At 64.1% G+C, this 17,990-nt stretch carries 23 protein-coding genes; 13 read left to right on the plus strand and 10 right to left on the minus strand.

The genetic code is table 11. The features are described 5' to 3' along the window. Positions 1-20: 20 nt before the first annotated feature. The 5 genes from doeB to J8I29_RS17110 form a co-directional block, all read right to left on the minus strand. Positions 21-1,037 (minus strand): N(2)-acetyl-L-2,4-diaminobutanoate deacetylase DoeB, encoded by a 1,017-nt coding sequence (doeB, locus tag J8I29_RS17090; protein ID WP_209432561.1) that lies wholly within the window; start codon positions 1,035-1,037, stop codon positions 21-23. Further along, a complete protein-coding gene (doeA, locus tag J8I29_RS17095) occupies positions 1,034-2,212 on the minus strand; it encodes an ectoine hydrolase DoeA (protein ID WP_209432613.1) in 1,179 nt (392 codons plus the stop codon). Before doeA ends, doeB begins: the two co-directional genes overlap by 4 nt. A gap of 101 nt (positions 2,213-2,313) precedes the next feature. Continuing rightward, a complete protein-coding gene (gene eutC, locus J8I29_RS17100) occupies positions 2,314-3,312 on the minus strand; it encodes an ectoine utilization protein EutC (protein WP_209432562.1) in 999 nt (332 codons plus the stop codon). Continuing rightward, positions 3,309-4,289 carry a hydroxyectoine utilization dehydratase EutB gene (gene eutB, locus J8I29_RS17105; protein ID WP_209432563.1) on the minus strand — a complete coding sequence of 327 codons (981 nt, stop codon included), beginning with the start codon at positions 4,287-4,289 and terminating at the stop codon, positions 3,309-3,311. The genes eutC and eutB overlap by 4 nt, the downstream gene beginning before the upstream one ends. An 84-nt stretch (positions 4,290-4,373) precedes the next feature. Continuing rightward, the gene (locus J8I29_RS17110) at positions 4,374-5,780 is read right to left on the minus strand and encodes a PLP-dependent aminotransferase family protein (protein WP_245197101.1); all 1,407 of its coding nucleotides are present in this window, start codon (positions 5,778-5,780) and stop codon (positions 4,374-4,376) included. Positions 5,781-5,898: 118 nt separating this feature from the next. Between J8I29_RS17110 and J8I29_RS17115 the strand changes: the two genes are divergently transcribed. From J8I29_RS17115 to J8I29_RS17130, 4 genes are all read left to right on the plus strand, one after another. Then, the gene (locus J8I29_RS17115) at positions 5,899-6,378 is read left to right on the plus strand and encodes an Lrp/AsnC family transcriptional regulator (RefSeq protein ID WP_209432614.1); all 480 of its coding nucleotides are present in this window, start codon (positions 5,899-5,901) and stop codon (positions 6,376-6,378) included. Positions 6,379-6,403: 25 nt separating this feature from the next. After that, positions 6,404-7,315 carry an agmatinase gene (locus J8I29_RS17120; protein ID WP_209432565.1) on the plus strand — a complete coding sequence of 304 codons (912 nt, stop codon included), beginning with the start codon at positions 6,404-6,406 and terminating at the stop codon, positions 7,313-7,315. Positions 7,316-7,380: 65 nt separating this feature from the next. Further along, on the plus strand, positions 7,381-8,172 hold the full coding sequence (locus tag J8I29_RS17125; protein ID WP_105863049.1) for a dienelactone hydrolase family protein: 792 nt from the start codon (positions 7,381-7,383) through the stop codon (positions 8,170-8,172). 97 nt (positions 8,173-8,269) lie between these two features. Beyond that, positions 8,270-8,983 carry a class I SAM-dependent methyltransferase gene (locus J8I29_RS17130; RefSeq protein ID WP_209432566.1) on the plus strand — a complete coding sequence of 238 codons (714 nt, stop codon included), beginning with the start codon at positions 8,270-8,272 and terminating at the stop codon, positions 8,981-8,983. 13 nt (positions 8,984-8,996) lie between these two features. On the opposite strand, the gene J8I29_RS17135 is transcribed toward J8I29_RS17130, so the two are convergent. Beyond that, the gene (locus J8I29_RS17135) at positions 8,997-9,659 is read right to left on the minus strand and encodes a TetR/AcrR family transcriptional regulator (protein WP_348536050.1); all 663 of its coding nucleotides are present in this window, start codon (positions 9,657-9,659) and stop codon (positions 8,997-8,999) included. A gap of 104 nt (positions 9,660-9,763) precedes the next feature. Between J8I29_RS17135 and J8I29_RS17140 the strand changes: the two genes are divergently transcribed. From J8I29_RS17140 to J8I29_RS17150, 3 genes are all read left to right on the plus strand, one after another. After that, complete coding sequence (locus J8I29_RS17140) at positions 9,764-10,324, plus strand: hypothetical protein (protein ID WP_209432567.1); 561 nt, start codon at positions 9,764-9,766, stop codon at positions 10,322-10,324. Continuing rightward, complete coding sequence (locus tag J8I29_RS17145; protein ID WP_245197083.1) at positions 10,314-10,610, plus strand: hypothetical protein; 297 nt, start codon at positions 10,314-10,316, stop codon at positions 10,608-10,610. Before J8I29_RS17140 ends, J8I29_RS17145 begins: the two co-directional genes overlap by 11 nt. Before the next feature lie 134 nt (positions 10,611-10,744). Next, positions 10,745-11,059, plus strand: a complete 315-nt coding sequence (locus J8I29_RS17150) for a hypothetical protein (protein WP_209432568.1) — start codon at positions 10,745-10,747, stop codon at positions 11,057-11,059. On the opposite strand, the gene J8I29_RS17155 is transcribed toward J8I29_RS17150, so the two are convergent. Continuing rightward, positions 11,013-11,939 carry a DMT family transporter gene (locus J8I29_RS17155; RefSeq protein WP_209432569.1) on the minus strand — a complete coding sequence of 309 codons (927 nt, stop codon included), beginning with the start codon at positions 11,937-11,939 and terminating at the stop codon, positions 11,013-11,015. The two genes, J8I29_RS17150 and J8I29_RS17155, sit on opposite strands and share 47 nt — an antisense overlap. Positions 11,940-12,036: 97 nt before the next feature. Here J8I29_RS17155 and J8I29_RS17160 point away from each other — a divergent pair, with 97 nt between their 5' ends. After that, positions 12,037-12,915, plus strand: a complete 879-nt coding sequence (locus tag J8I29_RS17160; protein WP_209432570.1) for a LysR family transcriptional regulator — start codon at positions 12,037-12,039, stop codon at positions 12,913-12,915. Positions 12,916-12,955: 40 nt separating this feature from the next. Here J8I29_RS17160 and J8I29_RS17165 read toward each other — a convergent pair whose 3' ends face one another. Next, entirely contained in the window at positions 12,956-13,585 is a 630-nt protein-coding gene (locus J8I29_RS17165) for a LysE family translocator (RefSeq protein WP_105863044.1), read from the minus strand. A gap of 192 nt (positions 13,586-13,777) precedes the next feature. Between J8I29_RS17165 and J8I29_RS17170 the strand changes: the two genes are divergently transcribed. From J8I29_RS17170 to J8I29_RS17180, 3 genes are all read left to right on the plus strand, one after another. Beyond that, complete coding sequence (locus J8I29_RS17170; RefSeq protein ID WP_209432571.1) at positions 13,778-14,083, plus strand: hypothetical protein; 306 nt, start codon at positions 13,778-13,780, stop codon at positions 14,081-14,083. Between the two features lie 33 nt (positions 14,084-14,116). Further along, positions 14,117-14,722, plus strand: a complete 606-nt coding sequence (locus J8I29_RS17175) for a histidine phosphatase family protein (protein ID WP_209432572.1) — start codon at positions 14,117-14,119, stop codon at positions 14,720-14,722. A gap of 281 nt (positions 14,723-15,003) precedes the next feature. Continuing rightward, positions 15,004-15,816: a hypothetical protein gene (locus J8I29_RS17180; RefSeq protein WP_209432573.1), complete on the plus strand. Its 813-nt coding sequence runs from the start codon at positions 15,004-15,006 to the stop codon at positions 15,814-15,816. 111 nt (positions 15,817-15,927) lie between these two features. Here J8I29_RS17180 and J8I29_RS17185 read toward each other — a convergent pair whose 3' ends face one another. Further along, positions 15,928-16,272, minus strand: coding sequence for a RidA family protein (locus J8I29_RS17185; protein WP_209432574.1), 345 nt, complete (start codon positions 16,270-16,272; stop codon positions 15,928-15,930). Between the two features lie 190 nt (positions 16,273-16,462). On the opposite strand from J8I29_RS17185, the gene J8I29_RS17190 reads away from it, so the two are divergent. Both J8I29_RS17190 and J8I29_RS17195 read left to right on the plus strand, forming a co-directional pair. Continuing rightward, entirely contained in the window at positions 16,463-16,750 is a 288-nt protein-coding gene (locus J8I29_RS17190) for a transcriptional regulator (protein WP_245197086.1), read from the plus strand. A 233-nt stretch (positions 16,751-16,983) separates the two neighbouring features. Continuing rightward, the gene (locus J8I29_RS17195) at positions 16,984-17,364 is read left to right on the plus strand and encodes a LuxR C-terminal-related transcriptional regulator (protein WP_245197087.1); all 381 of its coding nucleotides are present in this window, start codon (positions 16,984-16,986) and stop codon (positions 17,362-17,364) included. A 78-nt stretch (positions 17,365-17,442) separates the two neighbouring features. Here the strand turns inward: J8I29_RS17195 and J8I29_RS17200 are convergent, their stop codons facing one another. Then, positions 17,443-17,913 (minus strand): hypothetical protein, encoded by a 471-nt coding sequence (locus tag J8I29_RS17200; RefSeq protein ID WP_209432575.1) that lies wholly within the window; start codon positions 17,911-17,913, stop codon positions 17,443-17,445. Between the last annotated feature and the right edge of the window lie 77 nt (positions 17,914-17,990).

Here is a 17,990-nt window from a genome sequence, read left to right on the forward strand (position 1 = left end):
CGGCAGGTCGTTGTCGATTGTCAGGCATTCTCCGCGGTGGTTGCGATCACCGAGAGACAGTCACCGGCCTTGACGAGGCCGGGGAAATGGCGGGCCGCCAGCAGACCATCCAGCGCTGCCCGATGCTCGTAGGGGGCGAGGCCGGTGTGGCCGAGCGGATATATACGAGCGAAGACTTCTCCCTTGGCCACGGGCTCGCCGAGATCCTTGAGGAACTCGACCAGCCCCTCTTCCGGGCTGAAACCGAAACACTCCGAGGAAGGCATATCGAGCCAACGCGTCTCGCCGAGTTCAGGCCGTCCCGCCAGGATGCCGGCATGCCTGAGGAGATTGGCGACTCCGCGCTTGGCGATGCCGGCCGAGCGTGCCGTCGCGGTGCCGCCGCCACCGAGCTCGGTGGTGACGAAGACCTTGCCCGCCATCTCGGCCGTGGTGTCGAACATGCCGACCGCGTCGATCTCGATCATGCGCATCGACCAGGGTGCCGAGAAGGCGGCCACAGCGGCAAAGCAGCGGTCTTCCTGCGCCTTGTCGGGCAATTCGTGCGCTGCGGCATAGGGAAGGAAATCCAGCGTCCGCCCGCCGGAATGGAAGTCGAGCACGATATCGGCCAGAGGCAATAGCGACCGGGTGACATAGTCGGCGATCTTCTCGGTGACGCTGCCGTCCGGGCGTCCGGGGAAGCTGCGATTGAGATTGCCCTTGTCGATCGGCGAGGTGCGCTTGGCGGCCCGAAAGGCGGGATAGTTCAAGGCCGGCACGATGATGACGCGCCCGCTCACCGCCTCCGCCCGCAGCGTGCGGGCGAGGTCGAACAGGGCGATCGGTCCCTCATATTCGTCGCCGTGATTGGCGCCGGTCAAAAGGGCCGTCGGCCCCTCGCCATGCTTCACCACGGTGACCGGGATCATCACCGATCCCCAGGCGGAATCGTCCCGGCTCCAGGGCAGGCGCAGATGGCCGTGCTGGATGCCGTCGGCGTCGAAATCGACACTGGCGCTGATGGGGGACGGGCGCAGGATCGGATCGGCGTTCATGGTTTCACGAAAAGCTGGCGCGGCACATTGGCGAGGCAGTCCACGCCGTTCTCGGTGATCAGGATGCTCTCGGTGATCTCCAGCCCCATGTTTTCGAGCCAGAGACCCGTCATGAAATGGAAGGTCATGCCGGGACGCAGCTCCGTGCGGTCGCCCGGCCGCAGGCTCATGGTGCGCTCGCCCCAATCGGGCGGATAGCTCAGGCCGATCGGGTAGCCGGTGCGGTTGTCCTTGACGATGCCGTATTTCTTCAGCACGGCGAAGAAGGCGTTGGCAATGTCTTCGCAGGTGTTGCCGGGCCTGGCCGCGGCGAGCCCGGCCTCCATACCCTCTACGGTTGCCTTCTCGGCGTCGAGAAACGCCTGGGTCGGCTTGCCGAGGAAGACGGTGCGCGACAGCGGGCAGTGATAGCGTCGGTAGCAGCCGGCGATCTCGAAGAAGGTGCCCTCCCCGGCTTTCATCGGCAGGTCGTTCCAGGTCAGATGCGGCGCAGAGGCCTCCTCGCCCGACGGCAACAACGGCACGATGGCGGCATAGTCGCCGCCGAAGCCGTCGACGCCCCGGATGGCGGCGTCATAGATCTCGGCGACGAGATCGCTCTTGCGCATGCCGGGCTCGACCTTGTCGAGAATGCGCCGATGCATCGCCTCGACGATGCGGCCGGCCTTGCGCATATAGTCGATCTCGGTCGGGCTCTTGATCGCCCGCTGCCAGTTGACCAATGACAGGCAGTCCTTGAAGCGGGCATTCGGCAAATGCCGGACCAGCGAGGCATAGGCCGCGGCGCTGAACCAGTAATTGTCCATTTCGACGCCGATCGTGGCCTTGGCCCAGCCGCGCTGCTCGATGATGCCCGACAGGTAGTCCATCGGATGGCGCTCGGTGGACTGCACATAGTGATCGGGATAGCCGACGATATTGTCGTGGCTGAGCCAGGCCGTGCGCTTGGCGCCGTTGGCGTCCTGTCCCCGGCCGAACCAGACCGGCTCTCCTTCGCCCCCGACGAGAACGCATTGGTGCACGTAGAAGGACCAGCCGTCATAGCCGGTAAGCCAGTGCATGTTCGAAGGGTCGGTGACGACAAGAAGATCGATGCCGGCCTGGGCCATGGCCGCGCGTGTCTTGGCCAGGCGCCCGGCATATTCCTCGCGGCTGAAATTAAGCGTGGGAGCGATCATTCCGTCACTTTCTGCAGTAATGCTCTGCGATTGGGTGGAAAGCCCCCCAACCGCAAAGACGCGTCCAAACAGGGGCTGGAGATAGAAAGCGTTTTCACCTAAACGCGCCTGGCTCCAGTCGTCTCGAAGGCTTGGCCAACGCCGGCGGCGGTGGCCCGGCGAAAAGCGAGTGTGGCGATGGCGGTGTCCTGCACCCCGGTGCCTGTCAGGTCGCAAAGGGTGATGTCGGCATCGCTTTGGCGCCCCTTCGCCTTACCGGCGATCACCTGTCCCAGTTCGGCAAACATTGCATCGGTGTCCGCGGTTCCCGCCTCGATGGCATGGGCCAGTTCGCCGAGTCGCCTTGTCTGCGCGAGACTGTCGGCGACATAGACCACCCTGCCGAAGACGGCCGGATCCACTTCGTTCTTATGTTCGGAATCCGAGCCCATTGCCGTGACGTGCTGGCCGGGTGACAGCCATTCGGCCTTGAGCACCGGGCTCTCGGCCGGTGTGGTGGTGACGATGATATCGGCCCCGGCGCAGGCCGCCTCGACGCTGGCAGCCGGCGCGACCGGGATGCCCAGGCGCTGCGACAGCTCCTCGGCCGTAGCCACAGCCTTGGCGGCATCGCGAGCCCAGAGCCGAGCCCGATCGATCGGCCGGACCAGGCGGAGCGCTTCGAGTTGCAGCCGGGCCTGCTCGCCGGCGCCGATGATGGCGGCAGTCCGGGCATCGGCCCGTGCGAGGTGGCGGGCGGCGACGGCCCCAGCAGCGGCGGTCCGGATCTGCGTGAGATAGCCATTGTCGAGCAGCAGGGCTTCGACCAGACCCGTCCGGCTGCTCAGCAGCACCATCAGGCCGTTGAGGCTGGGAAGGCCGAGCTTGGGATTGTCGAAGAAGCCCGGGCTGATCTTGATGGCGAAGCCCTCGACACCAGGAATATAGGCCGTCTTGACGTCCACCTCGCCGCGATGCTCGGGGATGTCGAGCCGCAGGATCGGCGGCATCGCCACCGCTTCGGTGGCGAGCGCCAGGAAAGCCTGCTCGACGCAATCGACGGCATCGGTATCGAGCGCCACGCAATGGCGCAATTCGGCTTCGGTCAGCACGATCATGCCGCCACTCCCTGTTCGACGATGCGCCGATGCAAGCCCGGGTCGATATTGCGGCCGGAAACCACCACCGCGGTCGGCCCCGGCGGCTTGACCTTGCCGGCCAGCAGGGCGGCGATACCCACGCCCGCGGCTCCCTCGACGATTTCGCCTTCCGCCGTGAAGGCATGTCGGATGCCGGTCGCCACTTCTTCTTCGGTCAGCAGGACGACCTCGTCGAGGAAATCACGGCACAGGGCGAAACTGTAGTGATTGGCGAGCCCGATGCCTCCGCCGAGCGAATCCGCCAGTGTCGGCAACTCCTCCACCTGAACCGGCTTGCCGGCCAGCAGGCTGGCATGCATGGCGGCCCCCCGGGCCATCGAAATGCCGACGACCTTGGTCCGGGGGCGGAGCGCCTTGACGGCTGCCGCGATCCCGCCTGCCAGTCCGCCGCCCGACAGCGGCACCAGCACGAGTTCGACCTCCGGCATGTCCTCGATGATTTCGAGCCCGATCGTTCCCTGCCCGGCAATCACGGCCGGGTGGTCGAAAGGCGGGATTTCAGCCAGATTTTCCTCGGCCACCAGCCGGTCGACTTCCTCCTGCGCGTCGTCCTGAGAGTGGCCGACGATACGCACCTCGGCGCCGAGCGAGCGGACGGCCTCGACCTTGTTTTCCGGCACGAGGTGGGACATGCACACTACGGCCCGGATACCGCGAGCCTTGGCCGCATGCGCGACCGCTCGGCCGTGGTTTCCCGTCGAGGCGGTGACGACCCCCGTTGCCCCGCGTGTGGGCGCTGTCTTGAGAGAGAGCACCGCGTTGGTTGCGCCACGCAGCTTGAACGAGCCGGTGGTCTGGCGCGTTTCCAGCTTGAGGTGAACCGGCGAATTGTCATGCGAGAGCGAAGGCGCATGGCGCAGCGGCGTGCGCACCACATGCCCCGCGATCCGCGCCTGGGCGGCCTTGATCTCGTCGATGGTGACCGAAACCGGCATCGAACCACCCCTCCTGGCTTGGGAGGGATGGTGTTACGATACAAAAATCATGTCAATTATTATATTGTAATGATACAGATGCGATCAGGCGATCAGGCGTGCGTCGAAGACGGGCGGCAGTTGTTCGAAGGTGGCCCGGACCGATGCGAGCGTCTCCGCCAGGGCGGCGTGCGACAGCCGTCCGCCGAGACAGATGCGAATCCCGCCGCCGCCCACCTCGCCGGCAACGAAGGGATCGGAGGGCGTCACAGCGATCGCGCGCTGGGCAAGAGCGCGCACCAGCCCCTCCTCCGTCCAGCGCGAGGGCACTTTCAGCCAGGCGCAAAGCGAGAGGGGATGGCTGGAGGCGACGATGTCGCCGAGCACCTGGGCCACGATGGCCTGGCGGGCCCGGGCTTCCTGGCGCTGAAGGCCGATGAGGGCCTGCGCCGTGCCGTCCTCGATCCACAGCGAGGCGATTTCCGCCGGCAGATTGGTGGCGCTCCAGCTCGTGACCCGCATGATGCTGCCGACACGGATCGAATAGGCCGGCGGCACCACGAGATAGCCGACTCGCAGTCCCGTCATCACCGACTTGGTCATCGAGGTGGCGAAGAAGCCAAGCTCGGGCAACATCTGGGCGATCGAGGGCAAGGGCTCGTCGAGCAGGGGCTTGTAGACCTCGTCCTCGATCACGAAGATGCCATAGCGGCCCGCTATGTCGGCAATCGCACGCCGGCGTTCGGCGCCGGCCACATGACTGGTCGGGTTTCCCAGCGAGGGAATGAGGACAAGTGCCTTGACGCCTCCCGCCGCGCAGGCGGCTTCGAGGACCTCCGGCAGAATGCCTTCGGCATCCGTCGGCAAGCCGCGCAGGGTGAAGCCCAATAGCGACGCCAGGCCGATGATGCCGTGATCCGTCAGGTTTTCGGTCAGCACTAGGTCACCGGGATGGACGACCGAGGCCACGGCCAGGAAGAGGCCATGAGCCGCGCCATTGGTGATCAGGATGCGTTCGGATTCCGCTTCCACACCGAGCCCGCGCAGCCAGAGCCTAGCCGCGGCGCGATGCCGGTCGAGCCCGGCGATCGGGCGGCAGGTGCGCATGAAGGCGCTGTTGTCCCCGTCGCCCAGGCGGGCCATCACCTGCCGCGAGGCGCGCTCATGGGCTTCCGTGTAGACGGCGCGGATGATGGAGAGGTCGGCCGTCTGGCCGGGAGAGCGATCCAGCATGAAGCGCTCGGCCCGCTCGGTCACCCGGTCCCGCACGAAGGTGCCCCGCCCGACTTCGCCGCGCAACACCCCGCGCCGTTCCGCTTCCTTATAGCTGATGCTGACCGTCTGCACCGAAACCTTGAGGGCGTGGGCGAGATCGCGATGGGTCGGCATGCGCGTGCCCGGCTTCAGGACCTCGGCCTCGACATCGGCAATGATCAGGTCGGTGAGCAGCTTGTGCTTGGTCACGCCCTTGCGGCGCGGTAGGACTGGCCGCCATTCTGCTGCTGCCGCCAGAGGCGCGCGCGACTCGACAAATCGCGCGGACCGGTCAGAATTGGAGAATGACATGAAATTGTCCTGATACAATATCCGAGCCTATCCGTATTATACCAATCCATTCGCCGGCGCCATGTTGAAACTCGACAAGATCGATCTGAATATCCTCGCGGCCCTGCAGCGCGATGGTCGCATCACCAAGCTGAACCTCGCCGTCGAGGCCGGCCTGTCGGCGGCTGCGTGCTGGGAACGGCTGCGCCGTCTGGAAAAAGCCGGCGTGATCGCCCGTTACGGTGCCGTCATCGACGCGGCTCGCCTGGGACGCTTTGCCACCGTGCTGGTCGAGATCACGCTCAAGAGCCATCGCCAGGCGGACTTCCAGCGTTTCGAAGCCGCCGTGATCAGAGAGCCGGCCGTCGTCGCCTGCGACGCTGTCGGGGGCGGCATCGATTATCTCCTGCGCGTGGTCACCACCGACATCGATTCCTATCAGCGCCTGATCGACGCCTTGCTCGAGGCCGAGATCGGCATCGACCGCTATTTCACCTATATCGTTACCAAGACCATCAAGCAGACCGGATTCCCGCTCGAAATCGTCGAGGCCTCCGTTTCCTGAATTGCTGCCGACAGGATCGCGTCCCATGACCGCCGCACCCACCTTCCTGGATTTTCCCGCAGACCTTGCCGGCGACCGCGAGCCCGCGATGGTGATCTTCGGAGCCGGCCATGGCAGCACCTATCCCGGCAAGGACAGCAGTCCCTATGCCCTGGCGCCGGATGCTATTCGTGTCGCCAGCCAAGAAGATGCCGGTCTGGCCGAGCATTGGGATTTCGACCTCGGTGGTCCGCTCTTCGCTGGCAAGCCTGCTTCCTGCGTCGATATCGGCAATATCGAAACGGTCATGCATGACAATGCCGCGAACCGCGGCCGAATCGAGGCGAAGACACGCGCGATACTGGCGGCGGGCGCCGTCCCTCTCCTCCTCGGCGGCGACGATTCCGTCCCCATTCCCTTCCTTGCTGGGTTCGCCGACCACGGCCCGATCTGGATCCTGCAGATCGATGCGCATATCGACTGGCGCGACGAAGTGCACGGGGAACGTTACGGCTATTCCAGCCCGATGCGCCGCGCCAGCGAGATGGCGCACGTGGCCGGCATGGTGCAGGTGGGCATGCGTGGCGTCGGCAGTGCTCGCCTGTCGGAAATCGAAGCGGCTCGAGCCTATGCCAGCCGCATCGTAACCGCCCGCGAGATTCACGCCCGGGGCATCGAGGCCGCTCTCGAGCTCGTTCCCGCGGGAGCCAAGGTCGTTATCAGCCTCGATTGCGACGGCCTCGATCCCGGCCTCATGCCGGGGGTGGCGGCCCGCACGCCTGGCGGCCTCAGCTACACCCAGGTGATCGACCTGATCGCGGGTCTCGGCCAGCGAGCCAGGATTGCGGGTTTCGATCTCGTCGAACTCTATCCGCCCGCCGACGGGAGCGGCTTGTCGGCGCTGACCGCCGCCCGGCTTCTCGTCAATGTGATCGGGACCATTGCCCGCCAGGTTTGAAAGCCGGCCCGCTCTGGTAGCATGATGGCCCGACAGGGTTTCATCTGCCGCCAAGAGGACCTCCCATGCGCCTTGCCCGTTTCGTTCTGCCTTTACTCGCGCTTTTCGTTGCCACGCCCGCCCTTGCCAAGATGGTGGTCAAGCCCGTCGACTGGACCCTGGACGGCACGACGTTCAAGAGCATGCTGATCTATGACGACGCCGCCAAAGCCAAACGGCCCGGCCTGGTCATGGTGCCCAATTGGTACGGCGTTGGCGACACCGCCGTCGAGAAGGCCAAGAAGATCGCCGGCAAGGAGTACGTCATCCTTCTCACCGACATGTATGGCGAGGGTGTCCGCCCCAAGAACGACGATGAAGCCAAGGCTGCCATCGGGCCGCTCTATGGCAATCGCGCATTGATGCGCAAGCGTATCGACAAGGCCTTCGAGCAGTTGAAGGCCAATGCCACCAACGCGCCGATCGACCAGGCCCGGCTGGCGGCGATCGGCTTCTGTTTCGGCGGCAGCGCCGTACTCGACCTGGCGCGCAGCGGTTCCGACGCCAAGGCCGTGATCTCCTTCCATGGCGGCCTCGGCACCGACGATCCGACGCTGGCCAAGTCCATCAAGGCGCGCGTGCTCGCCATCAATGGGGCTGACGACAGCGCCACCATGCCGGACGTACCCAAATTCACCGAGGAGATGCGAGGCAGTCCGGCCGACTGGCAGTTCGTCGAGATCGGCCACGCCGTGCATTGCTTCACCGAAACCGAGGCCACCGGCAAGACGGGCAATTGCCGCTACGATGCCAAGGCCGCGGCGAGGTCCTATGCGATGATGCACGCCTGGCTGGCCGAGAGTTTCGCCAAAAACTGACCCAAGCCGGCGGCGGTCAGCTTTTATACCAGCATAAGAACGGGCCTTCCCGGCATCTCTCCTCCCGAGCAAAGGAGCGATGTCCAGGGAGAATACCATGACCAAGACTGGGAACGCCGCCGGAAAGTTCAATGCCGGCAGGGCGGCCGAATATGCGGTCCAGAGCCGGATAGCCCTGGCAGGCTACGATGCCTGCCACGAACTTGCTGCCTGCCTGCTCGCCGCCGACCTCGGCCCAGGCCGGCCGGCACGGATTCTGGTGGCGGGCGCCGGCGGCACCGCCCGCGAAATCGTCTCGGCCGCCCGCCTCGAGCGTCTCTGGCACTTCACCGCCGTGGACCCTTCGGCCCCCATGCTCGAACTCGCCATGGCCGCGGTCGGCGAAGCGGGTCTCACGGCACGAACGACGCCCGTGCTGGGCGAGGTCGCGGCCCTGCCCGAGGAGCCGATCTATGATGCCGCGACCCTGATCGGGGTGTTGCACCATCTGCCCGGCGAGGCAGCCAAGCAAAGCGTTCTGGACGCCCTGGCCAAACGCCTCAAGCCCAAGGCGCCGCTGATCCTGGCGGGCAATCGCCATGCCTATGAAAGCAGGCCGCTCTTCCTCTCCGCCTGGGGGGAACGCTGGCGCATGCATGGCGCAACGGCTGCAGAGATCGAGGCAAAGCTGGGCAAGATCCGCCAGGGCGCCGATCCGCCCGCTTCGGACCAGGAGGTCGCTGGGTTGTTGACGCAGGCCGGTTTTGAGGAACCGACCTTGTTCTTTTCGAGCCTGTTCTGGGGCGGCTGGATCACGCATCGGCGCGGCTGAGACGGAATGGGGATCATGTCGGCTGAGCTTTCCCCCCGGCGTCGATCCGGTAGGCAGCAAGGAAGATGCGAACCGCCTCCCTGGCATGGGCCCGCAGCACTTCCGGCTTTGGTATCGCACCATTGCCCAGGAGCATGACGTCGTTGACCGGCCCCCCCATCACCAGCCAGTTGAAGAAGGCGGCGGCGGCGCGAACATCAGATGTCTGGATGAGGCCCAACTCGACATAGCGCGCAAATATCGTCGCCAGCCGGTTGATCGAGCGCATCGGGCCGCGCTCGTACAGCACCTTGCCGAGGTCGGGAAAGCGCTCGGCCTCGGCAATCGCCAAGCGCCGCAATTGCAGCAGGCGTGGCGTCATCACCAAGGCAAGCTGCAGATCGGCGAACCTGAGCAGAAACTTTTCAATCGGGAGGTCGTCGGGTGGATCCGCCACCTGTTCCTGCAATTCGTCGCCGGCCTGCCCCGTCATGCCGTTCGCTATTTCGAGGAACAGCGTCTCCTTGTTTTGGAAATGGGCATAGACGGTCTGCTTGGATACGTCGGCCGTCGCGGCGATCTCGTCCATGTTGGTGGCCAAGAAGCCATGCTTGAGGAAGAGTTCGGTTGCGGCCGCAACGATACCTTTGCGCGTACGCTCGACCCGAATTCTTGCACCGTTGCTCATGGTAGCCATGCCTCCTGCCGCTGGATAGCACCGGTTTGCGAATAGACCATACGGATTGACAAATCAAACTAGACGGTCCAGTCTAATTATAGGACAATGTTGGAGGACCGGCCATGGCGCGTTCACCTGGAAGGGTTCGCCCTTTCACCTGTCAGTGCGGACGCGTCGTCCTCGAAACGGTCGATTCCCCTATCGTCACCGCCATTTGTCATTGCACGAGTTGCCGTACCGCACGGAAACGGATCGAGGCTCTGCCGGGAGCGCCCAACATGGCAGAGGACGATGGGGGCACCGCCTTCGTGCTCTACCGGAAGGACCGGATTCGTTACGTCAAGGGAGCCGAGTTGCTGCGCGAATATCGCCTGACACCTGCCGCCAAGACCAGGCGTGTTCTGGCGCAGTGTTGCAACGCTCCCATGTTTCTCGAATTCGAAAACGGGCACTGGCTCAGCCTCTACAGGCAACGCTTCGCCGCCAGCGATCGACCCGCTCCGCAAATGCGCGTGATGACAGGGGATCGGCAGGGCGGCTTTGACCGAGAAGGCGACATGCCCAGCTATGCCTCGCATTCGGGCCGTTTCATGTGGAAGCTGCTTTTGGCCTGGATCGCGATGGGCTTTCGGGCGCCGAAGATCGATTATGTGAAAGGCGGGGTTGGTCATTATGCTGGTTGAGAGGATTGCGATCCAGAACGTGATTTCGCCCGGCCATGTCGTTCGCGTCGACAGAGCGAAATATGAGGCGATGAAAGCGGCACTCCTCGCCGTTTTGCCGGATATCTCGCCTGGCCTGACCGTAGCCGAAGCCAAGCAGCATTTGCTGCCCCTGCTGTCGCAGGATCTCTTTCCCGGCGGGGCGAAAGCCGGCTGGTGGCTGAAAGCCGTTCAGCTCGATCTCGAGGCGAAGGGTACCGTGGTGCGCGCAGCGACCAAACCCCTGCGTCTCCATCGTCGGGCCTGAAACTATTGGCGTTGGGCCTGAACGCGCGCTGTTGCCATGGCTCTTCGACCTGCCTTTGAAGCGGATATGATCTTCATTCGGTCGCATTCTTCTGTAGATTCCGCGGTCAACCTGCCGAATTGCCGGAGTCGACCATGAAGATCCCTGCTATCGCTGCCGGCGCGTTGCTGCTGTTGACCGGCACCGCCCTTGCCGACGGCTTTGCTCCCAGGGAGAACAAATTCGCCCCGCCGCCCCTGGATGCCAAAAAGGCGCCCGGGCCTCATGACTGGACGGGGTTCTATGTCGGCGGCCATGGCGGCCTGTCCCAGGGAAGGTCGAAATGGAGTACGGACGGCGCCAGCCGGTCCTCCTCGGATCTCGGCTCCACCTTCGGGGCGCATGCGGGTTATAATTACCAATTCAATCGCGGGGTCGTATTCGGAGGCGAAACCGACGTTTCTCGCTGAACGACCCTTCCGGACGCAAGCCGGGCTTGGTTGCTGCGATGACAATGCCGAGGCAGACCAGCAAGAGGCCCGCCGCGAAGTTCCAGCCCAGTCTTTCTGCGAGAAAGAACTCCCCCGCCAGGCTGGCGGTGATCGGATTGACGGCCACCGCGATCGCCACCAGAGTCGGCGTCGTATGGGTGACTGCGAAGGACCACAGGAAGAAGACCAGCGCGCTGCCGGCAATGCCGAGATAGGCGGCAGCCAGCCAGGCTTCCGGCGGAAGCCCGCGAATATTCGCTAATCCCCCGCCGATCGCCGCCACCAAAACGAGGCAGAGGGCACCGATTCCCATCGCCACCAGGGTGAAGCGAACGGGGCCTGAACGGGCGATAAAAGGCCGGGACCAGATTGTGTAGAGTGCCATCACGAGCGCTGCTCCGAGCATCAGGAAATCACCGCGCCAGGCGCCGGCGGGCGCTTCGGAGAGACCCGAAAGCAGCGCCAGTGCCACCCCGGTCATGGTGACCAGCACGCCCAGCACCTTGCGTGAAGTCATGGCCTCTGCTCCCAGCGCCGCGGCCGCCAGCATGGTCAGGACCGGCAGGGCCGAGAGGGCAATGGCGCCGCGCGCCGCCGTGGTGAAATAAAGCGCGGCATTGAACAGGATCGGAAAGAGCCCGAAGAACAGAAAGCCCAGTCCGGCCACGCCCGGCCAGTCGCGCCGCGGCGGCCAGGCTTCGCGGCGCAGGCACGCGACCGGCAGGAGAAAAACAAAGCCGAGACCGAAACGCAGGGCGCCGAGCGTAATCGGATCGATCGTTTGGGAAAGCGAACGCGTGGCGACCACGGCGGTGCCCCCGATGCCGCTCGACAGGACGGCCGCCAGAACACCCCACATCGCCCTGCTCCCCTGGTGATCGTTGCGAGCGCAGGCTAGCGGAAGCCAGTCTCATAAGGGAATTGCATTTGATTGATGAACATCATCATGATGTGTGATGACGTTACCGATGCTCGATCCCGATCTATTGAGAGCCTTCCTGGCCGTGGCCGACCACCGCTCCTTCACGCGGGCAGCGGCCCAGCTCAATCGCACGCAATCTGCCGTGAGCATGCAGATCAGGCGCCTGGAAATGCGCGTCGCCGCCGATTTGTTCCGGCGTAACACCACCATGGTCGAACTGACCCAGGCCGGTGAAAGCCTGGTTGCCTATGCACGCCGCATCCTCGCCCTGAACGAGGAGGCGGTCGGCAAGCTTCGCGAGCACCGGATCGAGGGGCGCGTTCGCCTGGGCGTGATGGACGATTACGGGAGCCACGTTCTGCCCGCCATGCTGGCGCGCTTCCTCACGCTCTATCCCCGCATTCACATCGAGATGGAAACCGGCCTGACCAGCACTATGCTCGGCCGCCTCGGCGAAAGCTATGATCTCGTCATCGCCATGCATGCCGAGGGGCATGAACACGGCGAATTGCTGCGGCGCGAACAACCGGTCTGGGCCGCCAGCGCGACGCACGAGGCTTGGCTGATCGATCCTCTCCCCGTGGCGCTCTACCCAATGGGCTGTCTCTTCCGCAAGTGGGCAATCGAGGCCCTCGATGCCGTCCGGCGTCCGTGGCGACTGGCTTTCGTCTCGCACAACCTGGCTACGGTGGAGGCCGTTGCGGCCCAGGGATTGGCGGTCACGGTGGTGAAAGCGAGTTTTCTGCCGCATAGTTTGCGCGGCCTGTCGCCGCGGGATGGTCTGCCCGCCCTGCCCGGTGCCGAGATCCGGTTACATGCCGGACCCAGCCCGACACGGGCGGCCGCGTTGCTCGCCGGCCATCTCCGCGAGGCCCTGGCAATGGCGCCGGCAAGGAGCCATCCGCCCCGTTGAAGGTGTCACGCGACGTGGCCCGCCGCGAGCAGAGGTATTCCTATTTCCGCGAGACCAGCGCCGCCGTTACGCCGAGGCCGATGAAGGACAGGCCGGCGAACCAGCGCTGGAACCGCAGGAACCGGCGGCTGCGGCGCAGGAAATCCCCAGCCGCTCCGGCGGCCAGTGCAAACATGGCATCGCTCAGCATGCCGAGCCCCATGAAGGTGAAGCCGAGCACGAGAATCTGCCAATGCAGGGCGCCGCGGCCCGGATCGACGAATTGCGGCAGGAACGCCAGGAAGAAGATCGCGGTCTTCGGGTTGAACAGGTTGACGATGAAGCCTTCCTGAAAGAGCCGATGCAGCGGTTTGTTCGATTTGGCAGAGATCTCCGGCGGCAGGTCCGGCGCCAGCAGCGTACGGATGCCGATCCAGATCAGGTAGGCCGCGCCCAGATATTTGACCACGGAAAAGGCCAGGGTGGAGGAAACGACCAAGGCTGACAGCCCGACGGCCGCGGCGACGATATGGACGATGGTGCCGAGATGGATGCCGAGGACCGAAACCAAGCCCGCGACCTTGCCTCGCTCGACCGAGCGCGCCACGATGAACAACACTGCCGGCCCAGGTGTCAGCAGCAGCGTGACCGATGCGAGAACGAACAGTCCCCAGAGTGTCGGATCAGGCATTGGTCGCTCCTTGTCAATTCTCGCGGCGAAGCAAGCCACAAGGCCGGAGCCAAAGCAATAGCCACAGCCGCAGCAGAGGAGCGGATCTGCCGGCCAGCCCCTCCTCCCTTGTCGGGAGCATGTTATGTTGGGATATTGCCGTCGACTCGTCGACCGTGTCCTGCCGGCGATGCCTGACGCTGGGGCTCCTCAATGAAGCTGTCCGCCTGTACCGCTCTCCTCCTCCTGCCACTGCTGGGCACCTCCGTCCTGGCAGAGGAATTCGCACTGCCGGATCTGACGGTGGAGCAACCCCGGCACAAGAAGCCGGCTCCTGTGGCCGGCAAGGCGCCTGCCTTGGGAAATCCCGCCTCACAATGGGCTCCGGATGCCGAGGACAAATCATCCAAGGCTTTCACGGCTCGCCCGGACATTTGCGGTGGCTGTGAACTCAAGCTCAACGCCCGCCAGGTCACCCGAGAAGATCGGCTGCGGCGTCCATTCGAGGTGTTCGAGTGAGGGCCGTTCGCTTGCCGGTTTCCTGGAGGCGGCATGGCGCGTGAGCTCTGGCTGATCCGCCATGGCGAAAGCACTGCCAATGCGGGGGCGGCAAGCAAGGACGCCTCATCGGCGCCGCTGACCGACACGGGCTGGCAGCAGGCGCATCAGATAGCGGCCACGTTCGAACGTGCCCCGGAATTGATCGTCGTGTCGCCTTATCTGCGAGCACGCCAAACCGCAGCCCCGACGGCAGAGCGCTTTGCAGCGGTGCCGATTGAAACCTGGCCGGTGCAGGAATTCACCTATCTGTCGCCTATCCGCTGCGCCAACACCACGATGGAGCAGCGTCGCCCGCTGGTGGAGGCCTATTGGGACCTCGCCGATCCGGAGCGGATCGACGGCCCCGGCGCCGAATCATTCACCCAGATGCTGGAGCGCGTGCGCGCCGCAGCCCGCCATATCGAAGCGCTTGATCTCGATCGCATCGTCATTTTCACGCATGGCCACATCATGCAGGCTTGGCGCATGCTGGCCGAACATCCCGAGGCGAGCGACAGGAGCGACATGAAGCGCTATTTCAGCGCCTTCCTGGGCTGTCCGATCGAGAATGGCGAATGGATGTCCGCAAATGCCTTCGCCCGTGTGGCGCGGAGCTGAAGCGCTTTGCGATTTGGCGGTCATGCCAAGAATCGCAAAGACGCGTTGAGCCGACAACCGTGGGAACAGCAACTTTGCAAACCCACCTGCGCCTTACAGACTTTCGCAGAAAGAATACTTTCTAGTATTGTGAACTGAAATATTTTGAATACCTACAATTCAAATGTTATCAAGTTGCAATGTAGCGACAGTAGCTATCGAATCGACATCAAACACAAAATATATGATGTAGGTATCCTGTGCGCAGATTGAATATAGCGAACATATGCGAGCGGATCGCCGTGCAAGCACCTTATTTTGCTTTCGGAGACCTTGAAGAAGGAGAAGATGGCACTATCCGTGGCGCGTTCGCGTCAGAACAGGCGATCGGCTATGAACGCGGGCCGATTGCCTCAGCCGAAATCGGCCGGCATCTGGCCATTCTCGGATCATGTGCCGCAGCTGCCCGGTCGGGGGCTGAGCGGGTCTATTATCTGGCCACCAAGGCACGCTACAGCAAGCTTTCCGATGCGCGATACCAGGGAACAGGCCGCGAGTTCCAGGCCCTTTCGGAGGTCTTGAAGCAAGATCGACGGTCGCTTGCGGCGCAGGCCGTCGTCGGAGGCGATGATGGGCCCTTCGCCCATCTTCATTGCGAATATCAGGCTCTGTCGGCTCCGGTCTTCGCCCGCTTGTTCGAGGACTTTCGAACCGAGCAGCGTTTCATTCCGGACGGATCGCCTTACCGGCATCCGATTGCCCTGACGTTTCAGGAACCCCGCGGCAGAGTGCTCACAGCACGCAGCCAGCCTCTCCCACCAGTCCGATGCGCCGGTCACTTCCTCGACTATCCAGCTTGGCCGATTGCGATCATCGCTGAAACCATCACCCAGGTGGTGACCCGTCTTCTCCACCACATCGTGGGGCGGGAGGTCGACTATTCCGTGGTCCGGACCGATATCGCCGCTCTCAAGCTGGTCTCCGCCGCCAGCGAATTGCTCTTCGAGGTCGAAAGCCTTTCGGCATCCCGGGCTCTCTCGCATTACGCCTTTTCTGCGCGGGTGAAGCGTGAAGGGGAGGTGGTCGTCTCGTTCGAAACCGAGCTGCAGGTATAGTTCGGACCACCGAGGCTGGCCGCAACATTCCTGTTTCCGGCGGGCCGAGGCCTTCGCAGCTCGAAGAGGAAGGCGCACTCGTCATTGCAAAGTGCGCCTTGGGAAGGGCGATCAGGCCGTCGCGGTGACCTGGATCTCGACCAGGAGTTCCGGCGCGGCCAGGCGGGCTTCCACGGTGGCGCGGACAGGCAGGTTATCCATGTCGACCCACTTGTCCCACACGGCATTCATCTGGGAGAAATGAGAGATGTCGCGCAGCCAGATGCTGGCCGTGAGCAGGTTCGACTTGGAACTGCCGGCTTCGGCCAGCAGGCCGTCGATCTGCGCCAGGATGTCGGCGGTCTGTGCCGCGGTGTCGCCGCTGGTGTCGGCGGCGGTGATGCCGGCCGTGGTGACAATGCCGTTGGCGACGACCGCCTTGCAAAAACGCGGGCCGGGATGGAGACGCTTGACCATGGGAGTGTCCTTCCTTGAAATCGGGGCTCTCCTCTACAGCATCCGATCCGATTCAGAAATCGCCTCCGGTACGGAAACTCTTCCCTGCAATATTGGCGGATGAACTGGCTGAACGCCTCGCTGCTTCCTACATCTCCTGTTAAGGCCGGCTGTTGCCAGATATCGGCCTGTTCATCTGTATGAGGCGTTCATGATGTCCCTCACCCCTTCCCTCAGCCGCGCCGCCCGTGCCCTCCTGGATTTCGATGTCGCCGATCTGGTGAAGCGGTCTGGCGTGCCCAAAGTCATCATCGCCGAGTTCGAAAAGGGCGGCCGGATGCCGCAGAGACAGGACCTGGCAGCCATGCGGCTCGCCTTCGAGGAGGCCGGCATCCAGTTCCTGGACGACGACGGCCAGGGGCCGGGCTTGCGGCTGCGCCGGGGAGAGCGCCAATCCGGTCTTCGGCCGGAAGAACTCACGGCCGAAAACGACGATTGAGCCATCGGTTGCCCGCCTGCGCTGCGGGCGGCGACGGCAAGAAGGCGCGCCTGTTCCGGAGTCACGCGCGGAACAGACAGCCATGTGCGGGCGTGACAGAAGGAGACCAAGCAAGGTCGCAGGTCCGGCAGCCGCCAGGAAATTCGCCCGCGATGACTGGGACATTTCGATTGAGACACATTGCTTTGACGTCTTCCTCCTCCGCCCCTCCCGTCCAAATCCGCCGCGCCGTCATGGCGATCATTGAAATGGATGGCGAGGATGCCCTGGCGCAATTGCGCCGGCACCTTCCCAATGCCACGATCTTTCTGCTGACGGCTCAGCCTGGCGGTTCCGACGGCAAGCTGGTTGCGGCCGAACAGGTCATGGCAGCGCTCGAAAGCTGGGCCGGCCCGGACCAGGGCCTGCACCTGACGCCGATGCTCACGCCGCGCCAGCAGGACATTCTGGACCTGATCGTCCAGGGCAAGTCGAACAAGGAGATCGCCCGGGCGCTGGCCATCTCCCCCTTTACGGTTCGCAACCACGTCTCGTTGCTGCTGCGCGTTCTCAATGTGGCCTCGAGAGAGGAAGCCGCGAGCAAGGCAGCCGACGGAGCAACATTGCGCCAGTGATCGGTATGCAGACTGCGCCTCATCAGAGGCGCGGTTGCCGAATGCGCGCAAGACATCGCCATCGGCTCAGTCTGTGGCTTACGGATGCTCGGCCGCAGCGGGCAATTGCTCAATGCCAGGCAGCATATAGCCCGAAGTCGCGTTCCCCGTGAGTTCACCACCCTGGCATTCGAGGGCGGTCTCTTCATAGCTGAAGGTCGTTTCGATCATTCCCTTCTGGCGATCGGTGACGCGGAACTGGTTGCCGACGCGAGCCCGGTAGCGCGCGGTCTGCGCGCCGACACGCACGATACCCTCGCTGTCGACCAGTTTCTGGCGCGTGCGGTTCTCGCCATCGGCAACCGCTCCCTCGGCCACCCCGGCCATGTCGGCGCGCTGCACGGCCTCCAAATGTTCGAGGCAGGTCTCGAAACTGGCGAAGTGCTGGGCAGGAAGCGGAAGCGGCGGCAGGCGCCCGCTGGCCAGCGCCGACGCCGCGGGAAATCCAGCTGCAAGACTCGCAAGCAGGACAGCGGCGAGGCGTCTGCGGCCGAAGGGAAAGGAGATCATGGGTTCATTCTCAGACGTTGCCCGCGTCCGGGCAGATATGCGGATGGATGGAGACTTTTAGCGGCCGCTATCCCGCT

Origin of the sequence: Labrys sp. LIt4, assembly GCF_017813775.1 — a bacterium.
GTDB lineage: Bacteria > Pseudomonadota > Alphaproteobacteria > Rhizobiales > Labraceae > Labrys > Labrys okinawensis_A.

What these genes read in the sequence shown, in the direction of transcription:
- doeB (WP_209432561.1), bottom strand. Translation starts at nt 1,037, where the DNA reads ATGAACGCCGATCCGATCCTGCGCCCGTCCCCCATCAGCGCCAGTGTC.
- eutC (WP_209432562.1), bottom strand. Translation starts at nt 3,312, where the DNA reads ATGATCGTGCTGACCGAAGCCGAATTGCGCCATTGCGTGGCGCTCGAT.
- eutB (WP_209432563.1), bottom strand. Translation starts at nt 4,289, where the DNA reads ATGCCGGTTTCGGTCACCATCGACGAGATCAAGGCCGCCCAGGCGCGG.
- J8I29_RS17120 (WP_209432565.1), top strand. Translation starts at nt 6,404, where the DNA reads ATGACCGCCGCACCCACCTTCCTGGATTTTCCCGCAGACCTTGCCGGC.
- J8I29_RS17125 (WP_105863049.1), top strand. Translation starts at nt 7,381, where the DNA reads ATGCGCCTTGCCCGTTTCGTTCTGCCTTTACTCGCGCTTTTCGTTGCC.
- J8I29_RS17130 (WP_209432566.1), top strand. Translation starts at nt 8,270, where the DNA reads ATGACCAAGACTGGGAACGCCGCCGGAAAGTTCAATGCCGGCAGGGCG.
- J8I29_RS17135 (WP_348536050.1), bottom strand. Translation starts at nt 9,659, where the DNA reads ATGGCTACCATGAGCAACGGTGCAAGAATTCGGGTCGAGCGTACGCGC.
- J8I29_RS17140 (WP_209432567.1), top strand. Translation starts at nt 9,764, where the DNA reads ATGGCGCGTTCACCTGGAAGGGTTCGCCCTTTCACCTGTCAGTGCGGA.
- J8I29_RS17145 (WP_245197083.1), top strand. Translation starts at nt 10,314, where the DNA reads ATGCTGGTTGAGAGGATTGCGATCCAGAACGTGATTTCGCCCGGCCAT.
- J8I29_RS17150 (WP_209432568.1), top strand. Translation starts at nt 10,745, where the DNA reads ATGAAGATCCCTGCTATCGCTGCCGGCGCGTTGCTGCTGTTGACCGGC.
- J8I29_RS17155 (WP_209432569.1), bottom strand. Translation starts at nt 11,939, where the DNA reads ATGTGGGGTGTTCTGGCGGCCGTCCTGTCGAGCGGCATCGGGGGCACC.
- J8I29_RS17160 (WP_209432570.1), top strand. Translation starts at nt 12,037, where the DNA reads ATGACGTTACCGATGCTCGATCCCGATCTATTGAGAGCCTTCCTGGCC.
- J8I29_RS17165 (WP_105863044.1), bottom strand. Translation starts at nt 13,585, where the DNA reads ATGCCTGATCCGACACTCTGGGGACTGTTCGTTCTCGCATCGGTCACG.
- J8I29_RS17170 (WP_209432571.1), top strand. Translation starts at nt 13,778, where the DNA reads ATGAAGCTGTCCGCCTGTACCGCTCTCCTCCTCCTGCCACTGCTGGGC.
- J8I29_RS17175 (WP_209432572.1), top strand. Translation starts at nt 14,117, where the DNA reads ATGGCGCGTGAGCTCTGGCTGATCCGCCATGGCGAAAGCACTGCCAAT.
- J8I29_RS17185 (WP_209432574.1), bottom strand. Translation starts at nt 16,272, where the DNA reads ATGGTCAAGCGTCTCCATCCCGGCCCGCGTTTTTGCAAGGCGGTCGTC.
- J8I29_RS17190 (WP_245197086.1), top strand. Translation starts at nt 16,463, where the DNA reads ATGATGTCCCTCACCCCTTCCCTCAGCCGCGCCGCCCGTGCCCTCCTG.
- J8I29_RS17195 (WP_245197087.1), top strand. Translation starts at nt 16,984, where the DNA reads ATGGCGATCATTGAAATGGATGGCGAGGATGCCCTGGCGCAATTGCGC.
- J8I29_RS17200 (WP_209432575.1), bottom strand. Translation starts at nt 17,913, where the DNA reads ATGATCTCCTTTCCCTTCGGCCGCAGACGCCTCGCCGCTGTCCTGCTT.